Raw genomic sequence first — 20,086 nt, forward strand, 5'->3', positions numbered from 1 at the left:
CGGAATTATCCACAGTGCTTAACTGACCAGCATTACAACTTGTGTTGCCGTTTTGTTTTTACAACCGTACCGGATCAATATGCCAGATAGTCTCGGCATACTCCTTGATGGTTCTGTCCGACGAGAAGTACCCCATATTGGCGATGTTGTGCATCGCGGCACTGGTCCACTTCTCCTGGTGACGGTACAGTTCGTCCACCTTGTCCTGGCAATCCACATAACTGCGATAATCCGCCAGCACCTGATAGTGATCGCCAAAGTTAATCAGCGAATCCACCAGGTCACGGTAGCGGCCCGGCTCTTCTGGGTTGAACAATCCGGTGGCGATCTGCGTCAGCACCTGGCGCAACTCATCGTCCTGCTCGTAACACTCACGCGGCTTGTAGCCCTGCTTGCGCAGTTCCTCCACCTCTTCCGTTGTATTACCGAAGATAAAGATGTTATCCGCTCCCACATGCTCCAGCATCTCGACGTTAGCACCGTCCAGCGTGCCGATGGTCAGCGCGCCGTTGAGGGCAAACTTCATGTTACTGGTTCCGGACGCTTCCGTACCGGCCGTTGAGATCTGCTCAGAGAGATCCGCCGCCGGAATGATCAGCTGCGCCAGGCTCACGCTGTAGTTCGGGATAAACACCACTTTCAGCTTATCGCCAATCTCAGGATCGTTGTTCACCACCTTCGCGACATCGTTGATGAGGTGAATTATGTGTTTCGCCATGTAATAGGCAGAAGCCGCCTTACCGGCAAAGATTTTCACGCGTGGTACCCAGTCCAGCGTCGGATCGGCCTTGATACGGTTGTAGTGAGTGATCACATGCAGCACGTTCATCAACTGGCGTTTGTACTCGTGGATACGCTTGATCTGCACATCGAACAGCGCTTTTGGGTTAGCCACCACATTCAGGTGCAGCGCAAGCCAGACCGACAGCCGCTTTTTGTTTAACAGCTTGGCTTCACGCACGGCTTTGTTCACCGTCGGGAAATCAATGTGCTGTTCAAGCTCGCCCAGTTGACCTAAATCCGTCCGCCAGGTACGACCAATGTTGGCATCCAGCACCTCAGACAACGGCTGGTTTGCCAGCGCCAGCCAGCGGCGCGGCGTAACGCCGTTGGTCACGTTGCAAAAACGCGTCGGGAAGATTTTCGCGAAATCGGCAAACAGCGACTGCACCATCAGGTTCGAGTGCAGCTCAGACACCCCGTTCACCTTGTGGCTGATCACCACCGCCAGCCAGGCCATACGCACACGACGGCCGTTCGACTCATCAATGATCGAGGTACGGCTCAGCAGGCCGGTATCGTTCGGATACTGCTCCTGCACCGTCTTGAGGAAGTAGTCGTTGATCTCAAAGATAATCTGCAGATGGCGCGGCAGAATTTTACCGAGCATATCCACCGGCCAGGTTTCCAGCGCTTCGCTCATCAGCGTGTGGTTGGTGTACGAGAAAACCTGACAGGTCACGTCAAACGCGTCATCCCAGCTGAACTTATGCTCATCAATCAACAGACGCATCAACTCAGGGATCGACAACACCGGATGGGTGTCGTTAAGGTGAATAGCGGTTTTCTCCGCCAGATTTTTGTAGGTTTTGTGCAGCTGGTAGTGACGGTTAAGGATGTCCTGTACCGTCGAGGAGACAAGGAAATACTCCTGACGCAGACGCAGCTCACGCCCGGAGTAGGTCGAGTCGTCCGGGTAAAGCACACGGGAAACGTTCTCGGAGTGGTTTTTATCTTCCACCGCCGCGAAATAGTCGCCCTGGTTAAACTTACCGAGGTTGATCTCGCTACTGGCCTGTGCGCTCCACAGGCGCAACGTGTTGGTGGCATCGGTGTCGTAGCCTGGAATGATCTGGTCATAAGCCACCGCCAGGATCTCTTCGGTTTCAACCCAGCGGGACTTTTTCCCTTCCTGTTGAATACGCCCACCAAAGCGTACTTTGTAGCGCGTGTTGTGGCGTTTGAACTCCCACGGGTTGCCGTACTCCAGCCAGTAGTCCGGAGACTCTTTCTGACGTCCATCAACGATGTTCTGTTTGAACATCCCGTAGTCATAGCGAATACCGTAGCCACGCCCCGGCAGCGCCAGCGTCGCCAGCGAGTCCAGGAAACAGGCCGCAAGACGCCCCAGACCACCGTTACCGAGGCCCGGGTCGTTTTCTTCGTCAATCAGTTCTTCTAAATCCAGCCCCATCTCTTCCAGCGCGTTTTTCACGTCGTCATAAATACCGAGCGACAACAGCGCGTTGGAAAGGGTGCGGCCAATCAAAAACTCCATCGACAGGTAATAAACCTGACGCGTTTCTTGTGAGAGCTGGGCGCGGTTTGAGCGCAACCAGCGTTCGACTAAACGGTCACGCACCGCAAACAGAGTGGCGTTCAGCCACTCATGTTTGTTAGCAATGACCGGATCTTTCCCGATGGTGAACATCAGCTTGTAGGCGATGGAGTGCTTTAACGCCTCAACGCTGAGTGTTGGTGAAGAGTAGCTAAAAGGTGCATTCATATCAGTGACTCCGCCTCGTTACATCAAGCGTTGATAAAGATCGCGGTATGACTGCGCCGCAACGTGCCAGCTAAAGTCCATGCCCATCGCCTGACGTTGAACGTAACGCCATAAGGAAGGGCGGGACCATAATACGAAAGCACGCCGAATCGCTCGTAGCAACGACCAGGCATTACTGTCTTCAAAAACAAACCCACTGGCGATACCATCCGCCAGGTTTTCCAGAGAACTGTCGGAAACCGTATCCGCCAGCCCCCCTGTACGTCGAACCAGCGGCAGCGTGCCGTATTTCAGACCGTACAGCTGCGTCAGGCCACAAGGTTCAAAGCGGCTTGGCACCAGAATGACGTCTGCGCCACCCATAATGCGGTGCGAAAACGCTTCGTGATAGCCAATCTGTACCCCAACCTGCCCAGGATATTCCGCTGCGGCGGCAAGGAAACCTTCCTGCAACACCGGGTCACCCGCACCGAGCAGCGCGAGTTGCCCTCCCTGCTCCAGTAACCCCGGCAGGGCTTCCAGCACCAGATCCAGCCCTTTCTGGCTGGTCAGGCGGCTGACCACGGCGAACAACGGTACTTTGTCGTTCACCTTCAGGCCCATTGCAATTTGCAACTGGCGTTTGTTTTCGGCTTTGTCTTCGACCGAATCACGGCCATAGCGTGAAGCCAGCAGAAGATCGGTTTCCGGGTTCCAGATTTTTTCATCGACGCCGTTCAGGATCCCTGACAGGCGTCCTTCACGGTGTCGCTGGCTCAGCAGCCCTTCAAGACCATAACCAAACTGCGCCTCCGTGATTTCACGGGCATAGGTTGGACTGACCGCCGTAATGTGATCGGCGTAGTACAACCCCGCTTTCAGGAAGGAAATTTGTCCCTTAAACTCCAGCCCGTGTATGTTATAGAACGACCAGGGCAATTCGATGTCATTCATATGATGGGCATAATACATGCCCTGATACGCCAGGTTGTGTACCGTGAACACCGATTTGGCCGGGTGGCCGCGCGCCGCCAGATACGCCGGAGCAAGCCCGGCGTGCCAGTCGTGGGCGTGTACCACATCGGGACGCCAGAAAGGATCCAGACCGCTGGCCATTTCTGCGCCCACCCAGCCGAGCAGCGCAAAGCGCAGCACGTTATCCGGGTAAGCAAACAGGTTAGTATCGTGGTACGGACTCCCTGGGCGCTCATACAGGTGCGGCGCGTCAATCAGGTAAATTCCTACGCCATTGTAATGTCCAAACAGCAGGGTGATACGCCCGGCGAACGTCTCGCGGCGGGTAACAACCTGCGCATCAGGAATGCCACGTCGGATATCAGGAAAAGCGGGTAACACCACACGAGCATCAATACCGGCAGCAATTTGCGCCGCCGGTAACGCACCGATGACATCCGCCAGACCGCCCGTTTTTAACAACGGGAACATCTCTGAGCACACATGTAAAACCTGCATTATCGCTCCTGTTTGACCTGCAGTTTCCGCAGCATTTCTCGTGTCACCAACACGATCCCCTCTTCTGAGCGGTAGAAACGACGTGCATCCTCTTCCGCGTTTTCGCCAATCACCATGCCTTCAGGAATGACGCAGGCACGGTCAATAACGCAACGACGCAGGCGACATGAACGCCCTACCCAGACATCCGGCAACAATACTGCCGAGTCGATATTACAAAATGAGTTAACACGCACGCGGGGGAATAGCACGGACTGCACCACCACCGAGCCAGAGATAATGCACCCGCCAGAAACCAGCGAGTTCAGCGTCATGCCATGGCTACCGGAGCGGTCCTGGACGAACTTCGCCGGAGGCAACGATTCCATATGCGTGCGGATCGGCCAGTCCTGGTCGTACATATCCAGCTCAGGCGTGACGGAGGCCAGGTCCAGGTTCGCTTTCCAGTAGGCTTCCAGCGTTCCAACATCGCGCCAGTACGGTTCTGAACTCGGATCGGACTGCACACAGGACAGCGGGAAAGGATGTGCATATGCCATGCCAGCTTTGGTGATTTTCGGGATGATATCCTTACCGAAGTCATGGCTGGAATTTTCGTCCACGTCGTCGGCTTCCAGCAATTCATAAAGGTAATCGGCATCAAAGACATAGATACCCATACTGGCAAGCGATTTGGTGGCATCACCCGGCATTGACGGTGGGTTAGCGGGTTTTTCAACGAACTCAATAATTTTATCGTTCTCGTCCACCGCCATCACGCCAAACGCTTTTGCCTCCTCAACAGGCACAGGCATGCAGGCCACGGTGCAACGCGCTCCTTTTTCGACATGGTCAATCAACATGCGGGAGTAGTCCTGCTTATAGATATGGTCCCCCGCCAGGATCACGATGTATTCCGCATGATAACGGCGAATGATGTCGAGGTTTTGTGTCACCGCATCCGCGGTCCCGCGATACCAGTTTTCACAGTGTACACGCTGTTGCGCGGGGAGCAGATCGACAAACTCGTTCATCTGTTCGCTAAAGAAAGACCAGCCACGTTGAATGTGTTGCACCAGCGTGTGGGATTGATACTGCGTGATCACACCGATACGGCGGATACCCGAGTTCAGACAGTTTGACAGTGCAAAATCGATAATACGGAATTTACCGCCGAAGTGGACGGCAGGTTTGGCTCGCTTAATTGTTAAATCTTTCAAACGCGTGCCGCGACCACCCGCAAGTATGAGGGCAACAGATTTTAATGGTAGCTGGCGCGCCAACATTAACGGATCGTTCTTATCTAATCTAACCATGACTAACTCCTTTTTTATCATCTCTGGAATACGCAAACTCCGTGCGCAGGCCCATGCCAGACTGCCATGACGACCGGATTATCCTCTCCGGCAAATGGAGGGATGGCATGCCATGCCCCACCAGGTAATACAAAATTAACCACATCCTGCGTGGCGTTTAACGTGATAAGCCAGCGTTCCGAAAGCAGGATTTGTAGACAGGGCATGCCGCTTTGCCACTCTTGTGCGCTCAACGGCTGAGCCTCTTTGTTCAACCAGACAACACTGCCATCGCCCTCTTCCCACCACTGGTTTGCCGTCAATGCGGGAATGGACTGACGAAGGCGGATCAACGCCGCCGTAAAATGCACCAGGCCGCTGTTTGCCTGCTCCCATTCAAGCCAGGTCAGGCTGTTGTCCTGACAATAGGCATTGTTGTTACCATGCTGACTGTGGCCGTGTTCATCGCCCGCCAGTAGCATCGGCGTACCTTGCGACAGCAACAATGTCGTCAGCAGTGCATGCACGCTGTCGCGCCGTCGCTCAATGACGTCGAGGCTTCCACCTAATCCTTCTATACCATGATTAAAGCTATGGTTATTGTTAGTGCCATCGCGATTCTCCTCACCGTTCGCCTCATTGTGTTTCTGATTGAAACAAACGCAGTCGCGAAGCGTGAAGCCATCGTGCGCCGTCACCAGATTGATGGTGGCGGAGGGTAATTTACCGTCGCGTTTAAACAGGTCACTGGATGCGGCAAAGCGCCCGGCGAATTCACCCAGCGGTAAATTTCGCTCCAGCCAGAAGCGGCGCGAGGCATCGCGATAGTGATCGTTCCATTCGGCAAACATCGGCGGGAAATTCCCCACCTGATAACCACCTTCGCCAATGTCCCACGGCTCGGCAATCAGCTTCACCTGTGAGAGCACCGGACAGTTTTTTATCGCCTCAAACAGCGGTGCCTGCTGGCTGAAGGCGGGTGTACGTCCCATGACTGAGGCTAAATCGAAACGAAAGCCGTCGATGTGGAACGTTTCTACCCAATATTTCAGGCATTCATACGCATAATGCGTCACCGCCGGGTGGCTGAGATTCAGCGTATTACCGCAACCGGTCCAGTTGTAGTAATTGCCATCTTCTCTGATCCAATAATAGCTACGGTTATCAATTCCGCGCAGGGAGAGCGTGGGGCCATCAAGATCGCTTTCCGCGCTGTGGTTCAACACCACATCCAGAATGACCTCAATACCCGCTTCATGCAGCGCTTTCACCGCATCACGAAACTCATCCCGCGCCTTATCAGGATGCACTGCATAGCGCGGTTCAAGTGCGAACATCGCCAGCGGGTTGTAGCCCCAGTAGTTGCTCAGCCCAAGTCGTTGCAGGCGGGGTTCACTGACAAAATGTGCCACGGGCAGCAGCTCCAGCGCGGTGATCCCCAGATGCTTTAAGTAAGCGATCATCACCGGATGCGCGAGCGCCTTATAGGTCCCGCGGATCTCTTTGGGGATCGACGGGTGAAGATTCGTCAGTCCTTTAACATGAGCTTCATAAATGACAGTGCGGCCCCACGGCGTTCGGGGAGGCTCATCTCCTTCCCAGTCGTACAGTTCATTGACCACCACACTTTTTGGTGCGAGGGGTGCGCTGTCCCGGTGATCGGGTTCACCGTAGCCAATGTGTAACACTGGATCGTCGATCAGATGACCATCCACACGTTGGGCGCACGGATCGAGCAGCAACTTCGCCGGGTTAAACCAGTGTCCCTGTGAAGGCTCCCACGGACCGTGAACGCGAAAACCGTAATGCATCCCTGGCCGTCCACCGGCCAGGTAGCCGTGCCAGGTCTCCCCGGTACGCGACGGCAGGTCGTAACGGTGCTCGTTGCCTTCGCCGTCAAACACACAAAGTTCAACCCGCTCCGCATGAGCAGAAAAGAGGGTGAAGTTCACACCCTTTCCATCAAAATGCGCCCCGAGCGGTTCGGGTTGACCTGCCGTAAGTTGTGTCATTCCCCCTCCCGAACCAGCCAGATAGTACTCAGCGGCGGCAGCGTGAGGCTAATCGAGTTCGGGCGTCCGTGGCTTTCAATGGCATCACTCTGCACCAGACCACCATTACCCGCGTTGCTGCCGTGGTAGTGCATGGAATCCGTATTCACGATTTCGCGCCATTTACCGGTCTGGTTAACGCCGAAGCGGTAATGTTCGCGCGTAACCGGCGTGAAGTTGCTGGCGACAATAATTTCATTGCCCGCTTTATCACGGCGCACGAAGACAAATACCGAGCGCTCGTGATCGTCCACCACCAGCCATTCAAAGCCGTAGGGATCGAAGTCGAGTTCATGCAGCGCTTTATGATGACGGTAGGTCAGGTTCAGGTCGCGTACCAGGCGCTGCACACCGTGGTGCCAGTTGTCTCCGCCTTCCAGCAGATGCCAGTCGAGGCTGGCGTCATGGTTCCATTCGCGTCCCTGAGCAAATTCATTGCCCATAAACAGCAGCTTTTTGCCCGGGAAGGCAAACATCCAGCCGTAGTAAGCGCGCAGGTTGGCGAATTTCTGCCATGCATCGCCCGGCATGCGGTCGAGAATGGATTTTTTGCCGTGGACGACTTCGTCGTGTGACAGCGGCAGCATGAAGTTTTCGGTGTAGTTGTAGAGCATCCCGAAGGTGAGCTTCTCGTGATGGTACTTACGGTGAACCGGGTCGAGCTTCATATAGTCGAGCGTGTCGTGCATCCAGCCCATGTTCCATTTGTACCAGAACCCCAGCCCGCCCATTGACGCGGGTCGGGATACCCCGGCGAAGTCCGTCGACTCTTCCGCCATCGTCACCGCACCATCAACCTGCTCACCAATAATGCGGTTCGTGTTGCGCAGAAACTCAATCGCCTCCAGGTTTTCACGGCCACCAAACTCGTTCGGGATCCACTCCCCTTGTTTACGGCTGTAGTCGCGGTAGATCATCGACGCCACCGCATCGACGCGCAGGGCATCAATGCCAAAACGCTCAATCCAGTACAGCGCATTCCCGACGAGGTAGTTCGCCACTTCGCGGCGACCGTAGTTGTAAATCAGCGTGTTCCAGTCCTGGTGATAACCTTCACGCGGGTCGCTGTGTTCGTACAGTCGGGTGCCATCAAACTCAGACAGACCAAAATCGTCAGACGGGAAATGGCCAGGCACCCAGTCGAGGATCACATTCAGCCCGGCGGCATGTGCAGCATTGATGAAGTAGCGGAAGTCATCGCGCGTGCCGAAGCGGCGTGTCGGCGCATACAGCCCGGTAGGCTGATAGCCCCAGCTCCCGTCGAACGGGTGTTCGTTAACTGGCAACAGTTCCAGGTGGGTAAAGCCCATCCATTTAGCGTAAGGCACCAGCTGATCGGCCAGTTCACGGTAGCTCAGCCAGAAGTTGTTATCGGTGTGGCGACGCCAGGAACCAAGATGCACTTCATAGACGGAGATTGGCGCATCAAAGCGGTTGGCCTGCTTGCGCTCTTCGCTCTGGATAATCTTTTCCGGCAGCCCGCAAATCAGCGAGGCCGTATCCGGGCGCATCTGCGCTTCGAAGGCGTAAGGGTCGGCTTTAATCCGCAGCTTGCCGTGCGCGTCAATCATCTCGAATTTATAGAGCTGGCCGTTATGTGCGCCGGGGATAAACAGTTCCCAGATGCCGGTTTCGCGGCGCAGGCGCATCGGGTGACGACGACCATCCCAGTAGTTGAACTGCCCGACAACGGAGACGCGACGGGCGTTGGGGGCCCACACGGAAAAACGCGTGCCGGTGATGCCATCCATCGTATCAGCATGAGCACCCAGCGTTTCATAAGGTCGCAGATGGGTACCTTCAGACAACAGCCAGGCGTCCATCTCCTGTAAGAGAGGGCCAAAGCTGTAGGGATCATCAATCAGATTTTGCTGGCCGTGCCAGATAACGGCGAGCTGATAACGAAATGGGTTTTTACGACGGGGCATTACGCCAGAAAAGAAGCCTCGCGAGTCAATACACTCCAGGTTGCCCACTTTACGTCCGGTTTTGGGTTCAATCACCCAGACTTCTGTAGCATCCGGTAACAGTGCCCGAACCTCCAGTCCCACCTCTGTACGGTGCATCCCAAGCACAGAAAAGGGGTCGGCAAAATGACCCGCAATAAGCGCATTAATCACGTCTCTATCCACACGATCAGACATGGTATTTATCCTGTTTTTATGTCGCCCTTTTTAAGCGCGCCGGACGACTTTTAATGTGACCTGAACGGTGCAGCCTATCCTCTCTGCTCCGCCCTACCCTCAGGTGAGAAATCAATCTTCCTTAAAGCATAGCCAACGACGTTACTCCTCCAGATAAAAAATAAGACATCTACGCTTTACTCCATGTAGTACGCAAAAAAAGGGGGTGAAAATCACCCCCGGTAGTTAACACATTATTACGCCAGCTGGCGCAGCATGCGGCGCAACGGTTCGGCTGCACCCCACAAGAGCTGGTCGCCAACGGTGAAGGCGGACAAGAACTCCGGCCCCATATTCAACTTACGCAGACGACCAACCGGCGTGGTCAACGTGCCGGTCACGGCAGCCGGGGTCAGTTCACGCATGGTGATATCGCGATCGTTTGGTACCACTTTCGCCCACGGGTTGTGTGCAGCCAGCAGCTCTTCCACGGTCGGGATAGACACATCTTTTTTCAGTTTGATGGTGAACGCCTGGCTGTGGCAGCGCAGCGCACCGATACGTACGCACAGTCCGTCAACCGGAATGGTGTTCGCGGTGGCGAGGATTTTGTTGGTCTCGGCCTGGCCCTTCCACTCTTCGCGGGTCTGGCCGTTATCCAGCTGTTTGTCGATCCACGGGATCAGACCACCGGCCAGCGGTACGCCGAAGTTGTCGACTGGCAGCTCACCGCTACGGGTCAGTTGAGTGACTTTACGTTCGATATCGAGAATAGCGGACGCCGGGTTTGCCAGCTCGTGTGCGACGCTGTCGTGCAACTGGCCCATCTGGGTCAGCAGCTCACGCATATGGCGCGCACCGCCACCGGAAGCCGCCTGGTACGTCGCCACGGACACCCACTCCACCAGATCCTGCGCGAACAGGCCGCCCAGAGACATCAGCATCAGGCTGACGGTGCAGTTACCACCAACAAAGGTTTTCACCCCTTTGTTCAGGCCGTCGGTGATCACGTCCTGGTTAACCGGGTCGAGAATGATGATGGCATCGTCTTTCATGCGCAGCGAAGAGGCTGCGTCAATCCAGTAACCCTGCCAGCCGCTTTCACGCAGCTTTGGATAGATTTCGTTGGTATAATCGCCGCCCTGGCAAGTGACAATAATGTCGAGTGCCTTCAGCGCTTCCAGATCGAAAGCATCCTGCAACGTACCAGTGGTGCCGCCAAAGGAAGGCGCAGCCTGGCCAAGCTGGGAAGTGGAGAAGAAGACCGGGCGGATGGCGTCGAAATCGCGCTCTTCAACCATGCGTTGCATGAGTACAGAGCCGACCATACCGCGCCAGCCGATAAAACCAACGTTTTTCATAGCATTTTTTCCTGCAGAGGGTGTGTGCTGTTGTGCAAGCCAGTATTGAACTGGGATATGCTTCACATTACAAAATGCTGCCAAAGCTGCAAGCAAAATTAATCGATGATTGCCCGGCAATCAGAAAAAGAGCTAATCATCGGAATAACACTACTAAGTATCAGGGATAATTTAAAGATGAGTGAAATCATTTCCGCCGCGGTTTTGTTGATCCTGATTATGGATCCACTCGGAAACCTGCCTATCTTCATGTCCGTGCTGAAGCACACCGAGCCGAAGCGCCGTCGGGCGATCATGATCCGCGAGCTGCTCATCGCTCTGCTGGTGATGTTTATCTTCCTGTTTGCGGGCGAAAAAATCCTCGCATTCCTGAATTTGCGCGCTGAAACGGTTTCAATTTCCGGCGGGATTATTCTGTTCCTGATTGCCATCAAGATGATTTTCCCGAGTGCCGAAGGGGGCAGTAGCGGTCTGCCTGCGGGTGAAGAGCCGTTCATCGTACCGCTGGCAATCCCACTGGTGGCCGGGCCGACGATCCTGGCGACGCTGATGCTGCTTTCACATCAATACCCGAATCAGATGAGCCATCTGGTGATTGCGTTACTGATCGCCTGGGGCGGGACGTTTATCATTCTGCTGCAGTCGTCTTTGTTCCTGCGTCTGCTGGGTGAGAAAGGGGTGAACGCGCTGGAGCGCCTGATGGGGTTGATTCTGGTGATGATGGCAACGCAGATGTTCCTGGATGGCATTCGGGCGTGGATGAAGGGCTAGGTAAAAGCAAAATGGCCACTGCGTGACCATTTTTAATGTTTGCTCCCTCTCCCCGTGGGAGAGGGCCGGGGTGAGGGCAATCAGGCCGCACTCCTCAAAAATAATCCTTCGTTTTGCGAGCCGCCTTCCAGAGCCTCTCTTGCCACCCGATCGGCAAAGCAGTATCTTCTTGCCGCGCCTGCAAAATCAGGCGTCAGGATTAGCCTCCTGCCAGACTTCTTCGGTGACACAAGTATTTTTGTGTCGCGCGCTTAGCTACACTCCAAGGGTGGGCCGAGCGGGGGCGTCGCAAGACGCACCGGTATCCGAAGAGGCCGGTAAGGCTAACCCTGCTCGGTTCCGCCACCAGCGAGATTAGCCTCTCCAGTGGTGGATAAAAACTACTCTTTGGAGGTGGTCATATGACTACTACCCCTGGCTTTTCTCACTCTTTATTCACTACCCCATTCGATCACACTACCGATTTCACCGAACTGGCGGACAACTGCGAGCGATTCGTAGACGTGCTGGTTGAATGTGAAGATCCGGCACAAAAGATGGCGCTATGCGGACGGCTTTCCGCCTGCCTCGCCCTGCTCCAGCCAACGCTGCTTGAGCCTGTTCCTGAACATGTAAAAGCAAGCCTGACGGTGGATGACCTGCCGCTTGACGTGCCACTCTTCGAGCCGGAAAGCGATCAGCTTGGGCAATATTGCCAGCTGTTAACGCAGCTGCTGCTGAGCCGTACTTTGTCGGCGCGTGATGAGAGAATTGCGGGAGATTTATTGCAGGATCTTGTGGCGTTTTACAGCGGTACGCTGAAAGCGCCACGCTGGCTGCGAACTAATGAGGGTGTCGTGCAGTTGTAAATCCAACCTCTGCGGTCTGATGCCCTCACCCCGGACCGTACACCCACAGGGAGAGGGAGCAAACACTAAAAACGACAATCTAAGATTGTCGTTTTACTTTTACCCTGTAGTTAGCTCAGCAGCGTAAACGCAATCATCCCGACAATCGCACCCGTAGTGCCGAGGATGGTTTCCATCAGCGTCCAGGTTTTCAGGGTTTGCGCTTCGGTGGCTCCGGTAAATTTACCGAACAGCCAGAAACCAGCGTCGTTCACGTGGGACACCACAATCGAGCCACCTGCAATACAGATAGACAGCGCCGCCATCTGCGCACCGGAGTAGTTCAGCTGTTCAATCACCGGCATCACCAGACCCACGGCGGTTAAACAGGCTACGGTTGCGGAACCCTGAATGATACGCACCGCGGCCGCCAGCACGAAGCAGGTCACTGCAATCGGCAGGCCCATACCTGTCAGCGCTTCGCCCAGAGCCGGGCCCACGCCAGAATCCACCAGCACCTGCTTGAACACACCACCCGCACCGATCACCAGCAGAATGATGCCCGCAGGCTGCAGCGCGTGACCGCAGATCTCCATCACCCTGTCTTTCGGCATACCCTGACGCATCGCCAGGCCATAAATGGCGACCAGACACGCCACCAGGATCGCAGTGAATGGATGGCCGATAAACTCAAACCATTCATACGCGGTAGACCCTACCGGCACGAAACGCGCGGCGATGGTTTTCAGACCCACCAGCACCAGCGGCAGCAGGATCAACGACAGGCTGAAACCGAAGGACGGCATTTTACCTTCGCCCAGATGCGGCTCAGTAACGTCATCCGGAATGTGCAGCTCAACGTAGCGGCTGATAAAATTGCCCCACAGCGGACCGGCAATAATCATGCCCGGGATCGCCGCACACAGGCCAATCAGGATCATCCAGCCAAAGTCAGCGTGCATCTGCGACGCCAGCAGCATCGGGGCAGGCCCCGGCAGCAGGAACGCTGCGGCAGCGGCCACACCCGCAAACAGCGGAATGACCAGCTTCACCAGGTTGGTACCGGTATGACGTGCCATTGAGAACGCCACGCTAATCAGCAGCACCACCGCCACCTCAAAGAACAGCGGTAACGCACAAATCAGACCGGCCAGGCCAATCGCGTAGTGTGCGCGGCTGTGCCCGAACGATTTCAACATCCTGACGGCAATCTGATCGACTGCGCCCGTCTCATGCAAAATCTTGCCAAACATCGCGCCCAGCGCGACCACAATCGCCAGGAAACCCAGCGTGCCGCCCATCCCTTTTTCCATCGTCGCTGCGATTTTATCGAGCGGCATACCGGAAAAGAGACCTGCACCAATAGAAACCACCATCAAAGCAACGAAAGCATGCATACGCGCCTTCATCACTAAAAACAGCAGCAGCAACACAGAACCCACTGCTGTTAAAACAAGCGTTAATGTACTCACAACTTACTGCCTTTTAGTAATAACCCCGATGGTGCTGGCAACAACACCTTCCAGTGACTGATCGATATCAACCACTAAAACATCTTTCTCATCCGCACCCGGCTCCTGCAGCGCGTCGAACTGCGTCACCAGCATCTGGGTTTTGAAGAAGTGCCCTTTACGCGCCTTCAGGCGGCTTTCAATCACCCCGAAATCCCCTTTCAGGTAGATGAAAGAGAGGTTCGGATTACCGTCACGCAGCAGGTCGCGGTAGGTTTTTTTCAGCGCGGAACACACAATCAAAGAGACTTCGTTGGTGCGCTGCATCGCAAAGGCAGCATCGTTCAGCGCCTGCAACCACGGTTTGCGGTCGTCGTCGTTCAGCGGCTCGCCTGCGGCCATTTTCATGATGTTGCTGCGTGGATGGAGGAAGTCGCCATCAAGAAACGCGGCATGGAGTTGATGCGCCACTTCGCTTGCTACGGCAGATTTACCGCTACCGGAAACGCCCATCAGGACGTAAACGTGGTGATCATGATTAGTCGTGCTCAAAGGGTGTCCCTCAGTCAATTGTTACGGGTAACAGTTATCGGTAACATTGTCCTGCCGGGGCAAAAGAGAAGCAATATCCAAACGTGCGTGAAGTGAATAACTGTGAGCTACTTCAAATTTGTCAGCTCAAATAGATCCACCCGGTGACAAGGTGAAACCTAAATCTAACATTTTGGGGGTAACCACCTCACCACGAATGCGCGCCAGCAGGCGTTCTGCACCAATGCGACCCATGCGTTCACGCGGTGTCAGGACGCTCGCCAGACGCGGTTCCATCACCTGGCCGATGTCATGACCGTGGAAACCGGCAATCGCCATATCGTCCGGGATCTTCAGCCCCAGACGCTGGCATTCGAACGCCGCACCAACCGCAAGGTCATCGTTGGTACAGAAAATACCGTCCAGTTGCGGGTACTCACGTCGTGCCTGGCGCATCAGTTCAATCCCCGACGTATAGGAGGACGATTGCTCCACCATTACGCTGTACGGGGTTAAATTCGCGTCGAGCATCGCCTGCTCGTATCCTTTCTGTTTGATGATAGTACGCTCATCCAGACGCGCCCCCAGGTAAGCCACATGGCGATGGCCGCGCGCGATGATCGCTGCCGTCATCTGGCGCGCCGCTTCGAAGTTATCAAAGCCAACGGCAATATCGAGGCACGGCGACTGGCTGTCCATCAGCTCCACCACCGGGATCCCTGCCACTTCAATCATCTTCAGCGTGCGTGGGGTGTGAGTACGTTCGGTTAAAATCAGGCCGTCGATGTTCCAGGAAAGCATCGATTCAAGACGTTCTTCTTCCAGTTCCGGCTTGTACCCGTAGTGAGCGAGCATGGTCTGGTAACCAAAGGCATCCGTCACGCTTTCAATACCGCGTAACACTTCGGCGAAAACCTGGTTGGTTAAGGAAGGCAGGAGGACGCCCACCGCACGGCTGGTCGCATTGGAGAGTATATCGGGTGCGCGGTTGGGGATATAACCCAGTTCATCAAGGGCTGCAGCAATCTTGCCACGCAACGCCACGGAAACCTGTTCCGGGTTACGTAAAAAACGGCTGACCGTCATTTTGGTCACACCAACGCGATCAGCGACATCCTGAAGTACGGGGCGTTTCTTTTTCATCGTCCTGAGAAATCTTGAGTGAGAGATTTGCTCAGTTTATCACGGACAAAGCTCAACCTTCCCCGTTTAAAGGGAAGGTTGAGCAATTATTTATACCGGAGGTAAATCAAACAGCAGAATTTCGCTTTCGCTGTCGGCATGTACAGACAGTGCCTGCTCATCCCAGATAGCCAGACCATCGCTGGTGGTGGCTTTGGTACCATTAATGGTCACTTCGCCTTTCACCACCTGGATCCACACGCGGCGGTTGGCGGCAATCTGATGCACAGACTGTTCATCTTTCGCCAGTGCCCAGCGATACAGCTCCATATCCTGATGCACTTTCAGGGAGCCTTCACGCGCATCCGGGGACAGTACCAGCTGTTTACCCTGCTCGGCGTCGAAGCGACGCTGTTCGTAGCGCGGCGTGATGCCGGTTTCTTCCGGAATGATCCAGATTTGATACAGACGCAGACGGTCAGTTTTGCTTGGGTTGTACTCAGAGTGACGCACCCCGGTACCTGCGCTCATAATCTGGAACTCACCCGCCGGAACCTGCTCTTTGTTGCCCATGCTGTCCTGGTGCTCAACCGCCCCTTCCAGCACATAGGTCAGGATTTCCATGTCTTTGTGCGGGTGGGTACCGAAGCCCTGGCCTGCATCAATCACGTCGTCGTTAATCACGCGCAGTGCAGAGAAGCCCATGAAGTTCGGGTCATAATAGTCAGCAAACGAGAATGAATGCCATGAGTCCAGCCAGCCATGATTCGCGTGACCACGTTCGTTTGCTTTGCGTAAGTAGATCATTGTTTTCACCCTCAGTTCGTTTCGATGGACTAAGTGTGGACGCAAACCGCCTGGGATCATAGAGGGTGAAAATTGACTCCTCTGTTCAAAAATTGTGAACAAGTACAGAGGAGCTATATTTGCTTATTTTGCGAGGGTTACCGTGGCAGGAGAAGCCTGAGCAAAGGCCCGTTCAAGGATTTCGAGGTTAGTCAGAACGTCAGATTCCTTGACGTAATTCGGCGCACCGTTGCTGATCGTCTCAAACAGTGCATCATAGACGCGACCATAGTCACCCGTTTCAGGTTTCAACTCTTCCCTGACCGTCACGCCTGCGTCATTCACATACTCCAGCACGCCCACCGAATCATCCGCCGCAAAGCCCGGTTCACCTGGCATAATATTGGCCTTCAGGCTGGTTTCCTGCTGGTCGATGCCGTACCTGATAAACGAGCCTCTGGTACCGTGAACGATAAATTTCGGGTAGTCGATTTTCACCAGATGGCTGGTTTTAACGATAGCTTTCAGGTCGCCGTAAAACAGCTGTGCTTCAAAGGTATCGTCCGGGTTAGCGTTATCGCGCAGGCTGCGGATGTCATACGCCACATGGTCCGGGCGACCAAACAGAGAGATAATTTGATCCATGGTGTGTACACCCAGACCATAAAATGCACCGTCCTGCGGCAGGCCGGGTTTGGTTTCCGCCACCGGGCGGAAGTAATCGAAATGGCTTTCAATCTCAACGATATCGCCGAGCTTACCGCTCTCAATGGCCTTTTTCGCCGTCAGGAAGCAGCTGTCAAAACGGCGATTCTGGTATGGCGTAACGGTCAGCCCTTTGCTTTTCGCCAGCGCAAACAGGGTTTTCGCTTCGGCAAGCGTTGGGGTAAACGGTTTTTCCACCAGCACGTTTTTGCCTGCTTCGAGCGCACGTTTGGCGTAGTCAAAATGGCTGTCGGCGTGGGTACAAACGATCATCAGCTGTACCTGTGGATCGTTTAAAACCTCATCAAGATCGCTGGTGAAATGAATATGAGAGTACTGCGGAGATTGCTCTTCTGGCTTCGCGCTGCGCCGGTAAATGTGGGCAACGTGCCAGCGGTCTTTACGGTGGAGAACATACGGAAGATGGTAACGCATGGTGCTTTTACCAAATCCGATAAATGCACAGTTCAGGGTCATGGCTCAGTCCTTTTTAAGGTTACTGTGAGATACAGTAGCGCAAGTTTTGCCCTCACCCCACCCCTCTCCCACAGGGAGAGGGAGAAAAACAGGCAAAAAAAAGCCAGCTAGAAGCTGGCTAAAGTAATACTGGAAGCAATGTGAGCAATGTCGTGCTTTCAGGTTCCCGTAGAGGTCTTCCTGAACGCGAAGCAATAATAATCATTCTCATTCGCACTTGTCCAATCTTTTTTGCAAAAAATAGCAGTTGACGCAATTTTTAAAGTCATTGATGTTGGAAGGGACGTTTAACTGACTGAGGATGAAGGAATGAGTGAGATAGTGATACGCCACGCTGAACCAAAAGATTACGATGCCATTCGTCAGATCCATTCCCAGCCGGAGGTGTACCACAACACGCTACAGGTTCCTCATCCTTCAATGGAAATGTGGCAAATGCGGCTAGGCGACCAGCCGGGTATTAAGCAGCTGGTTGCCTGCATTGACGATATCGTGGTCGGGCATCTCACTATTGATGTCGCCCAGCGCCCACGCCGTAGCCACGTCGCCGATTTCGGTATCTGCGTTGATGCACAGTGGCAAAACCGTGGCGTCGCCAGCGCACTGATACGCACCATGATTGATATGTGCGACAACTGGCTGCGCGTCGACCGTATTGAGCTGACGGTGTTTGTGGATAACGAACCGGCGATTGCGGTCTACAAGAAACACGGGTTTGAGATTGAAGGCACTGGCAAGCGCTACGGGCTGCGCAACGGCGAGTATGTGGACGCGTATTATATGGCGAGAATGAAGTAGTTCATTTCCCCTCTCCCCTATGGGGAGAGGGGAACAATCAGTACCCCGCCGTCAAATCATCCACCGAACGCGGGTCAGACGCGCCAAACAGCGCACCGTCCGGCCCGACCATAATGCTCTGGGTACTACCCATCGCCTCTTTCACTGCCACTTTCTGTCCGCGCTGCTCCAGCAGTTTGATCGTGTCCGGGCTAAAGCCTTTCTCGACGCGCAGTTCATCCGGCAGCCACTGATGGTGGAAGCGTGGAGCATTGGTCGCTTCGGCGACGTTCATCCCAAAATCAATGCTGTTCACCACCATCTGCAGCACGGTGGTAATGATACGGCTACCGCCAGGGCTGCCGGTCACCAGCCAGGTTTTACCGTCTTTCACCACGATGGTTGGCGACATCGACGACAGCGGCCGTTTCTTCGGCCCGACGGCGTTAGCATCACCGCCTACCAGCCCGTAGACGTTTGGCACGCCCGGTTTGGCGGAGAAGTCGTCCATCTCGTTGTTCATCAGAATGCCGCTGTTGCCCGCCACAATCCCGGTACCAAAGGTGGTGTTGAGCGTGTAGGTCACCGCTACCGCATTACCGTCTTTATCCACCACCGAGAAGTGGGTGGTCTGGTTGCTTTCGTACGGGGCCAGCTTGCCTGGGCGGATCTCACCGGACGGTTTAGCCTTGTTGATGTCGATCTGATCAGCAATGGATTTGGCGTAGGCTTTATTGGTTAACGCCTGCCACGGTACCTTCACAAAGTCCGGGTCACCGAGGTATTCCGAGCGGTCAGCGTAGGCATGCTTTTCCGCCTCCGCCATCACCTGCATGGCATCCGCACTGCCGAAGCCAAACTTGTGCATATCGAAGTTTTCAAGGATGTTGAGGATCTGCACGATGTGAATGCCCCCGGAGGACGGTGGCGGCATGGAGTAAACCTGGTACCCGCGATACTCCCCGCTGATGGGGGGGCGCTCTACCGCCTTGTACTCCGCCAGATCCACTTTGGTGATAAGCCCGCCGTTCTTTTTCATTTCGTCGGCAATCTGGTCGGCAATCGCCCCTTTGTAGAAAGCATCCGGGCCGTGCTCCGCTATCAGCTCAAGGCTTTTCGCGAGGTTCTTTTGCACCAGTTGGTCACCCTTCTTCAGCGGCTCGCCGTTTTTCCAGAAGATCGCTTTACTGTTTTCATGCTGAGGGATGACTTCGCTGCCGTAGGTTTTGAGATCGTCCGCCAGCGCGTCATTCACCACAAAACCGTCGCGCGCCAGCTTAATTGCAGGCTGTACCACTTTGTTCAGCGGCATCGTGCCGTATTTTTCCAGCGCCAGCGAGAAGCCCGCAACGGTGCCCGGCGTACCGGAGGCAAGATGCGAGGTCAGGGATTTTTTACTGTCCGGGTTGCCCTGAGCGTCAAGGAACATATCCCGGGAGGCCTGATTAGGTGCCATTTCACGGAAATCGATAGCCGCGGTTTTCCCGTCTTTGGTGCGCAGCATCATAAAACCACCACCGCCCAGGTTACCCGCCTGCGGGTGTGTTACCGCCAGCGCATATCCCACCGCAACGGCGGCATCTACCGCGTTACCCCCCTGCTTAAGAATATCGACACCGACTTTCGTTGCCAGCGCGTCCACCGACGCCACCATGCCATGTGTCGCCCGCACGGGATGAAAAACATCTTCTTCCACGCCGTAGGACACTGGTGGAGCCGCAGGCGGGTTGGCCGCCACGCTAAATGTGCCGCCTGCCGTCAGTGCGGCGATCGCTACCCAGCGCAAAAACGTTGGTTTCATCATTATTGTTCTCCAGGTGAAGGGATCCATATTCCCCGGTTAAGCCTGGTTCACAACTCCTAAAAAATCAT

Annotated in this window: 15 protein-coding genes; 3 read left to right on the plus strand and 12 right to left on the minus strand. The window is 54.9% G+C overall.

Annotated elements, in window-relative coordinates; translation table 11 throughout:
- Positions 1-58: 58 nt before the first annotated feature.
- The 6 genes from glgP to asd all read right to left on the minus strand — a co-directional run bounded on the left by glgP (position 59) and on the right by asd (position 10,767).
- Positions 59-2,506, minus strand: coding sequence for a glycogen phosphorylase (glgP, locus tag HV318_RS11920; RefSeq protein WP_182272913.1), 2,448 nt, complete (start codon positions 2,504-2,506; stop codon positions 59-61).
- Positions 2,507-2,524: 18 nt separating this feature from the next.
- On the minus strand, positions 2,525-3,958 hold the full coding sequence (glgA, locus tag HV318_RS11925) for a glycogen synthase GlgA (protein ID WP_182272914.1): 1,434 nt from the start codon (positions 3,956-3,958) through the stop codon (positions 2,525-2,527).
- Positions 3,958-5,253: a glucose-1-phosphate adenylyltransferase gene (gene glgC, locus HV318_RS11930; RefSeq protein ID WP_182272915.1), complete on the minus strand. Its 1,296-nt coding sequence runs from the start codon at positions 5,251-5,253 to the stop codon at positions 3,958-3,960. The genes glgA and glgC overlap by 1 nt, the downstream gene beginning before the upstream one ends.
- Before the next feature lie 17 nt (positions 5,254-5,270).
- Complete coding sequence (gene glgX / locus HV318_RS11935; protein WP_182272916.1) at positions 5,271-7,244, minus strand: glycogen debranching protein GlgX; 1,974 nt, start codon at positions 7,242-7,244, stop codon at positions 5,271-5,273.
- A complete protein-coding gene (gene glgB, locus HV318_RS11940; protein WP_182272917.1) occupies positions 7,241-9,427 on the minus strand; it encodes a 1,4-alpha-glucan branching enzyme in 2,187 nt (728 codons plus the stop codon). The genes glgX and glgB overlap by 4 nt, the downstream gene beginning before the upstream one ends.
- Before the next feature lie 236 nt (positions 9,428-9,663).
- Positions 9,664-10,767 carry an aspartate-semialdehyde dehydrogenase gene (asd, locus tag HV318_RS11945; RefSeq protein WP_182272918.1) on the minus strand — a complete coding sequence of 368 codons (1,104 nt, stop codon included), beginning with the start codon at positions 10,765-10,767 and terminating at the stop codon, positions 9,664-9,666.
- Positions 10,768-10,944: 177 nt separating this feature from the next.
- Between asd and yhgN the strand changes: the two genes are divergently transcribed.
- Together yhgN and HV318_RS11955 are read left to right on the plus strand one after the other, a co-directional pair.
- Positions 10,945-11,538, plus strand: coding sequence for an NAAT family transporter YhgN (gene yhgN / locus HV318_RS11950; RefSeq protein WP_014833576.1), 594 nt, complete (start codon positions 10,945-10,947; stop codon positions 11,536-11,538).
- A 401-nt stretch (positions 11,539-11,939) separates the two neighbouring features.
- Positions 11,940-12,386, plus strand: coding sequence for a hypothetical protein (locus HV318_RS11955; protein ID WP_182272919.1), 447 nt, complete (start codon positions 11,940-11,942; stop codon positions 12,384-12,386).
- A gap of 110 nt (positions 12,387-12,496) precedes the next feature.
- Here the strand turns inward: HV318_RS11955 and gntU are convergent, their stop codons facing one another.
- The 5 genes from gntU to HV318_RS11980 form a co-directional block, all read right to left on the minus strand.
- Positions 12,497-13,837, minus strand: a complete 1,341-nt coding sequence (gntU, locus tag HV318_RS11960) for a gluconate transporter (RefSeq protein ID WP_182272920.1) — start codon at positions 13,835-13,837, stop codon at positions 12,497-12,499.
- Between the two features lie 3 nt (positions 13,838-13,840).
- On the minus strand, positions 13,841-14,368 hold the full coding sequence (gene gntK, locus HV318_RS11965) for a gluconokinase (protein ID WP_182272921.1): 528 nt from the start codon (positions 14,366-14,368) through the stop codon (positions 13,841-13,843).
- A gap of 126 nt (positions 14,369-14,494) precedes the next feature.
- Complete coding sequence (gntR, locus tag HV318_RS11970) at positions 14,495-15,490, minus strand: gluconate operon transcriptional repressor GntR (protein WP_152082572.1); 996 nt, start codon at positions 15,488-15,490, stop codon at positions 14,495-14,497.
- Positions 15,491-15,580: 90 nt separating this feature from the next.
- Positions 15,581-16,276 carry a pirin family protein gene (locus HV318_RS11975; RefSeq protein ID WP_182272922.1) on the minus strand — a complete coding sequence of 232 codons (696 nt, stop codon included), beginning with the start codon at positions 16,274-16,276 and terminating at the stop codon, positions 15,581-15,583.
- A 123-nt stretch (positions 16,277-16,399) separates the two neighbouring features.
- Positions 16,400-17,437: an oxidoreductase gene (locus tag HV318_RS11980; protein WP_182272923.1), complete on the minus strand. Its 1,038-nt coding sequence runs from the start codon at positions 17,435-17,437 to the stop codon at positions 16,400-16,402.
- Between the two features lie 309 nt (positions 17,438-17,746).
- Between HV318_RS11980 and yhhY the strand changes: the two genes are divergently transcribed.
- Positions 17,747-18,235 carry an N-acetyltransferase gene (yhhY, locus tag HV318_RS11985; RefSeq protein WP_182272924.1) on the plus strand — a complete coding sequence of 163 codons (489 nt, stop codon included), beginning with the start codon at positions 17,747-17,749 and terminating at the stop codon, positions 18,233-18,235.
- Positions 18,236-18,272: 37 nt separating this feature from the next.
- Here yhhY and ggt read toward each other — a convergent pair whose 3' ends face one another.
- A complete protein-coding gene (ggt, locus tag HV318_RS11990) occupies positions 18,273-20,018 on the minus strand; it encodes a gamma-glutamyltransferase (RefSeq protein ID WP_182272925.1) in 1,746 nt (581 codons plus the stop codon).
- Between the last annotated feature and the right edge of the window lie 68 nt (positions 20,019-20,086).

Origin of the sequence: Enterobacter sp. RHBSTW-00901, from assembly GCF_014103115.1 — a bacterium.
Taxonomy (GTDB): Bacteria; Pseudomonadota; Gammaproteobacteria; order Enterobacterales; family Enterobacteriaceae; genus Enterobacter; species Enterobacter cloacae_P.

Coding starts and splice junctions, on each gene's coding strand:
- glgA (WP_182272914.1), bottom strand. CDS start 3,958: ATGCAGGTTTTACATGTGTGCTCAGAGATGTTCCCGTTGTTAAAAACG.
- asd (WP_182272918.1), bottom strand. CDS start 10,767: ATGAAAAACGTTGGTTTTATCGGCTGGCGCGGTATGGTCGGCTCTGTA.
- glgX (WP_182272916.1), bottom strand. CDS start 7,244: ATGACACAACTTACGGCAGGTCAACCCGAACCGCTCGGGGCGCATTTT.
- HV318_RS11955 (WP_182272919.1), top strand. CDS start 11,940: ATGACTACTACCCCTGGCTTTTCTCACTCTTTATTCACTACCCCATTC.
- glgP (WP_182272913.1), bottom strand. CDS start 2,506: ATGAATGCACCTTTTAGCTACTCTTCACCAACACTCAGCGTTGAGGCG.
- glgC (WP_182272915.1), bottom strand. CDS start 5,253: ATGGTTAGATTAGATAAGAACGATCCGTTAATGTTGGCGCGCCAGCTA.
- HV318_RS11975 (WP_182272922.1), bottom strand. CDS start 16,276: ATGATCTACTTACGCAAAGCAAACGAACGTGGTCACGCGAATCATGGC.
- yhhY (WP_182272924.1), top strand. CDS start 17,747: ATGAGTGAGATAGTGATACGCCACGCTGAACCAAAAGATTACGATGCC.
- gntR (WP_152082572.1), bottom strand. CDS start 15,490: ATGAAAAAGAAACGCCCCGTACTTCAGGATGTCGCTGATCGCGTTGGT.
- HV318_RS11980 (WP_182272923.1), bottom strand. CDS start 17,437: ATGACCCTGAACTGTGCATTTATCGGATTTGGTAAAAGCACCATGCGT.
- yhgN (WP_014833576.1), top strand. CDS start 10,945: ATGAGTGAAATCATTTCCGCCGCGGTTTTGTTGATCCTGATTATGGAT.
- glgB (WP_182272917.1), bottom strand. CDS start 9,427: ATGTCTGATCGTGTGGATAGAGACGTGATTAATGCGCTTATTGCGGGT.
- ggt (WP_182272925.1), bottom strand. CDS start 20,018: ATGATGAAACCAACGTTTTTGCGCTGGGTAGCGATCGCCGCACTGACG.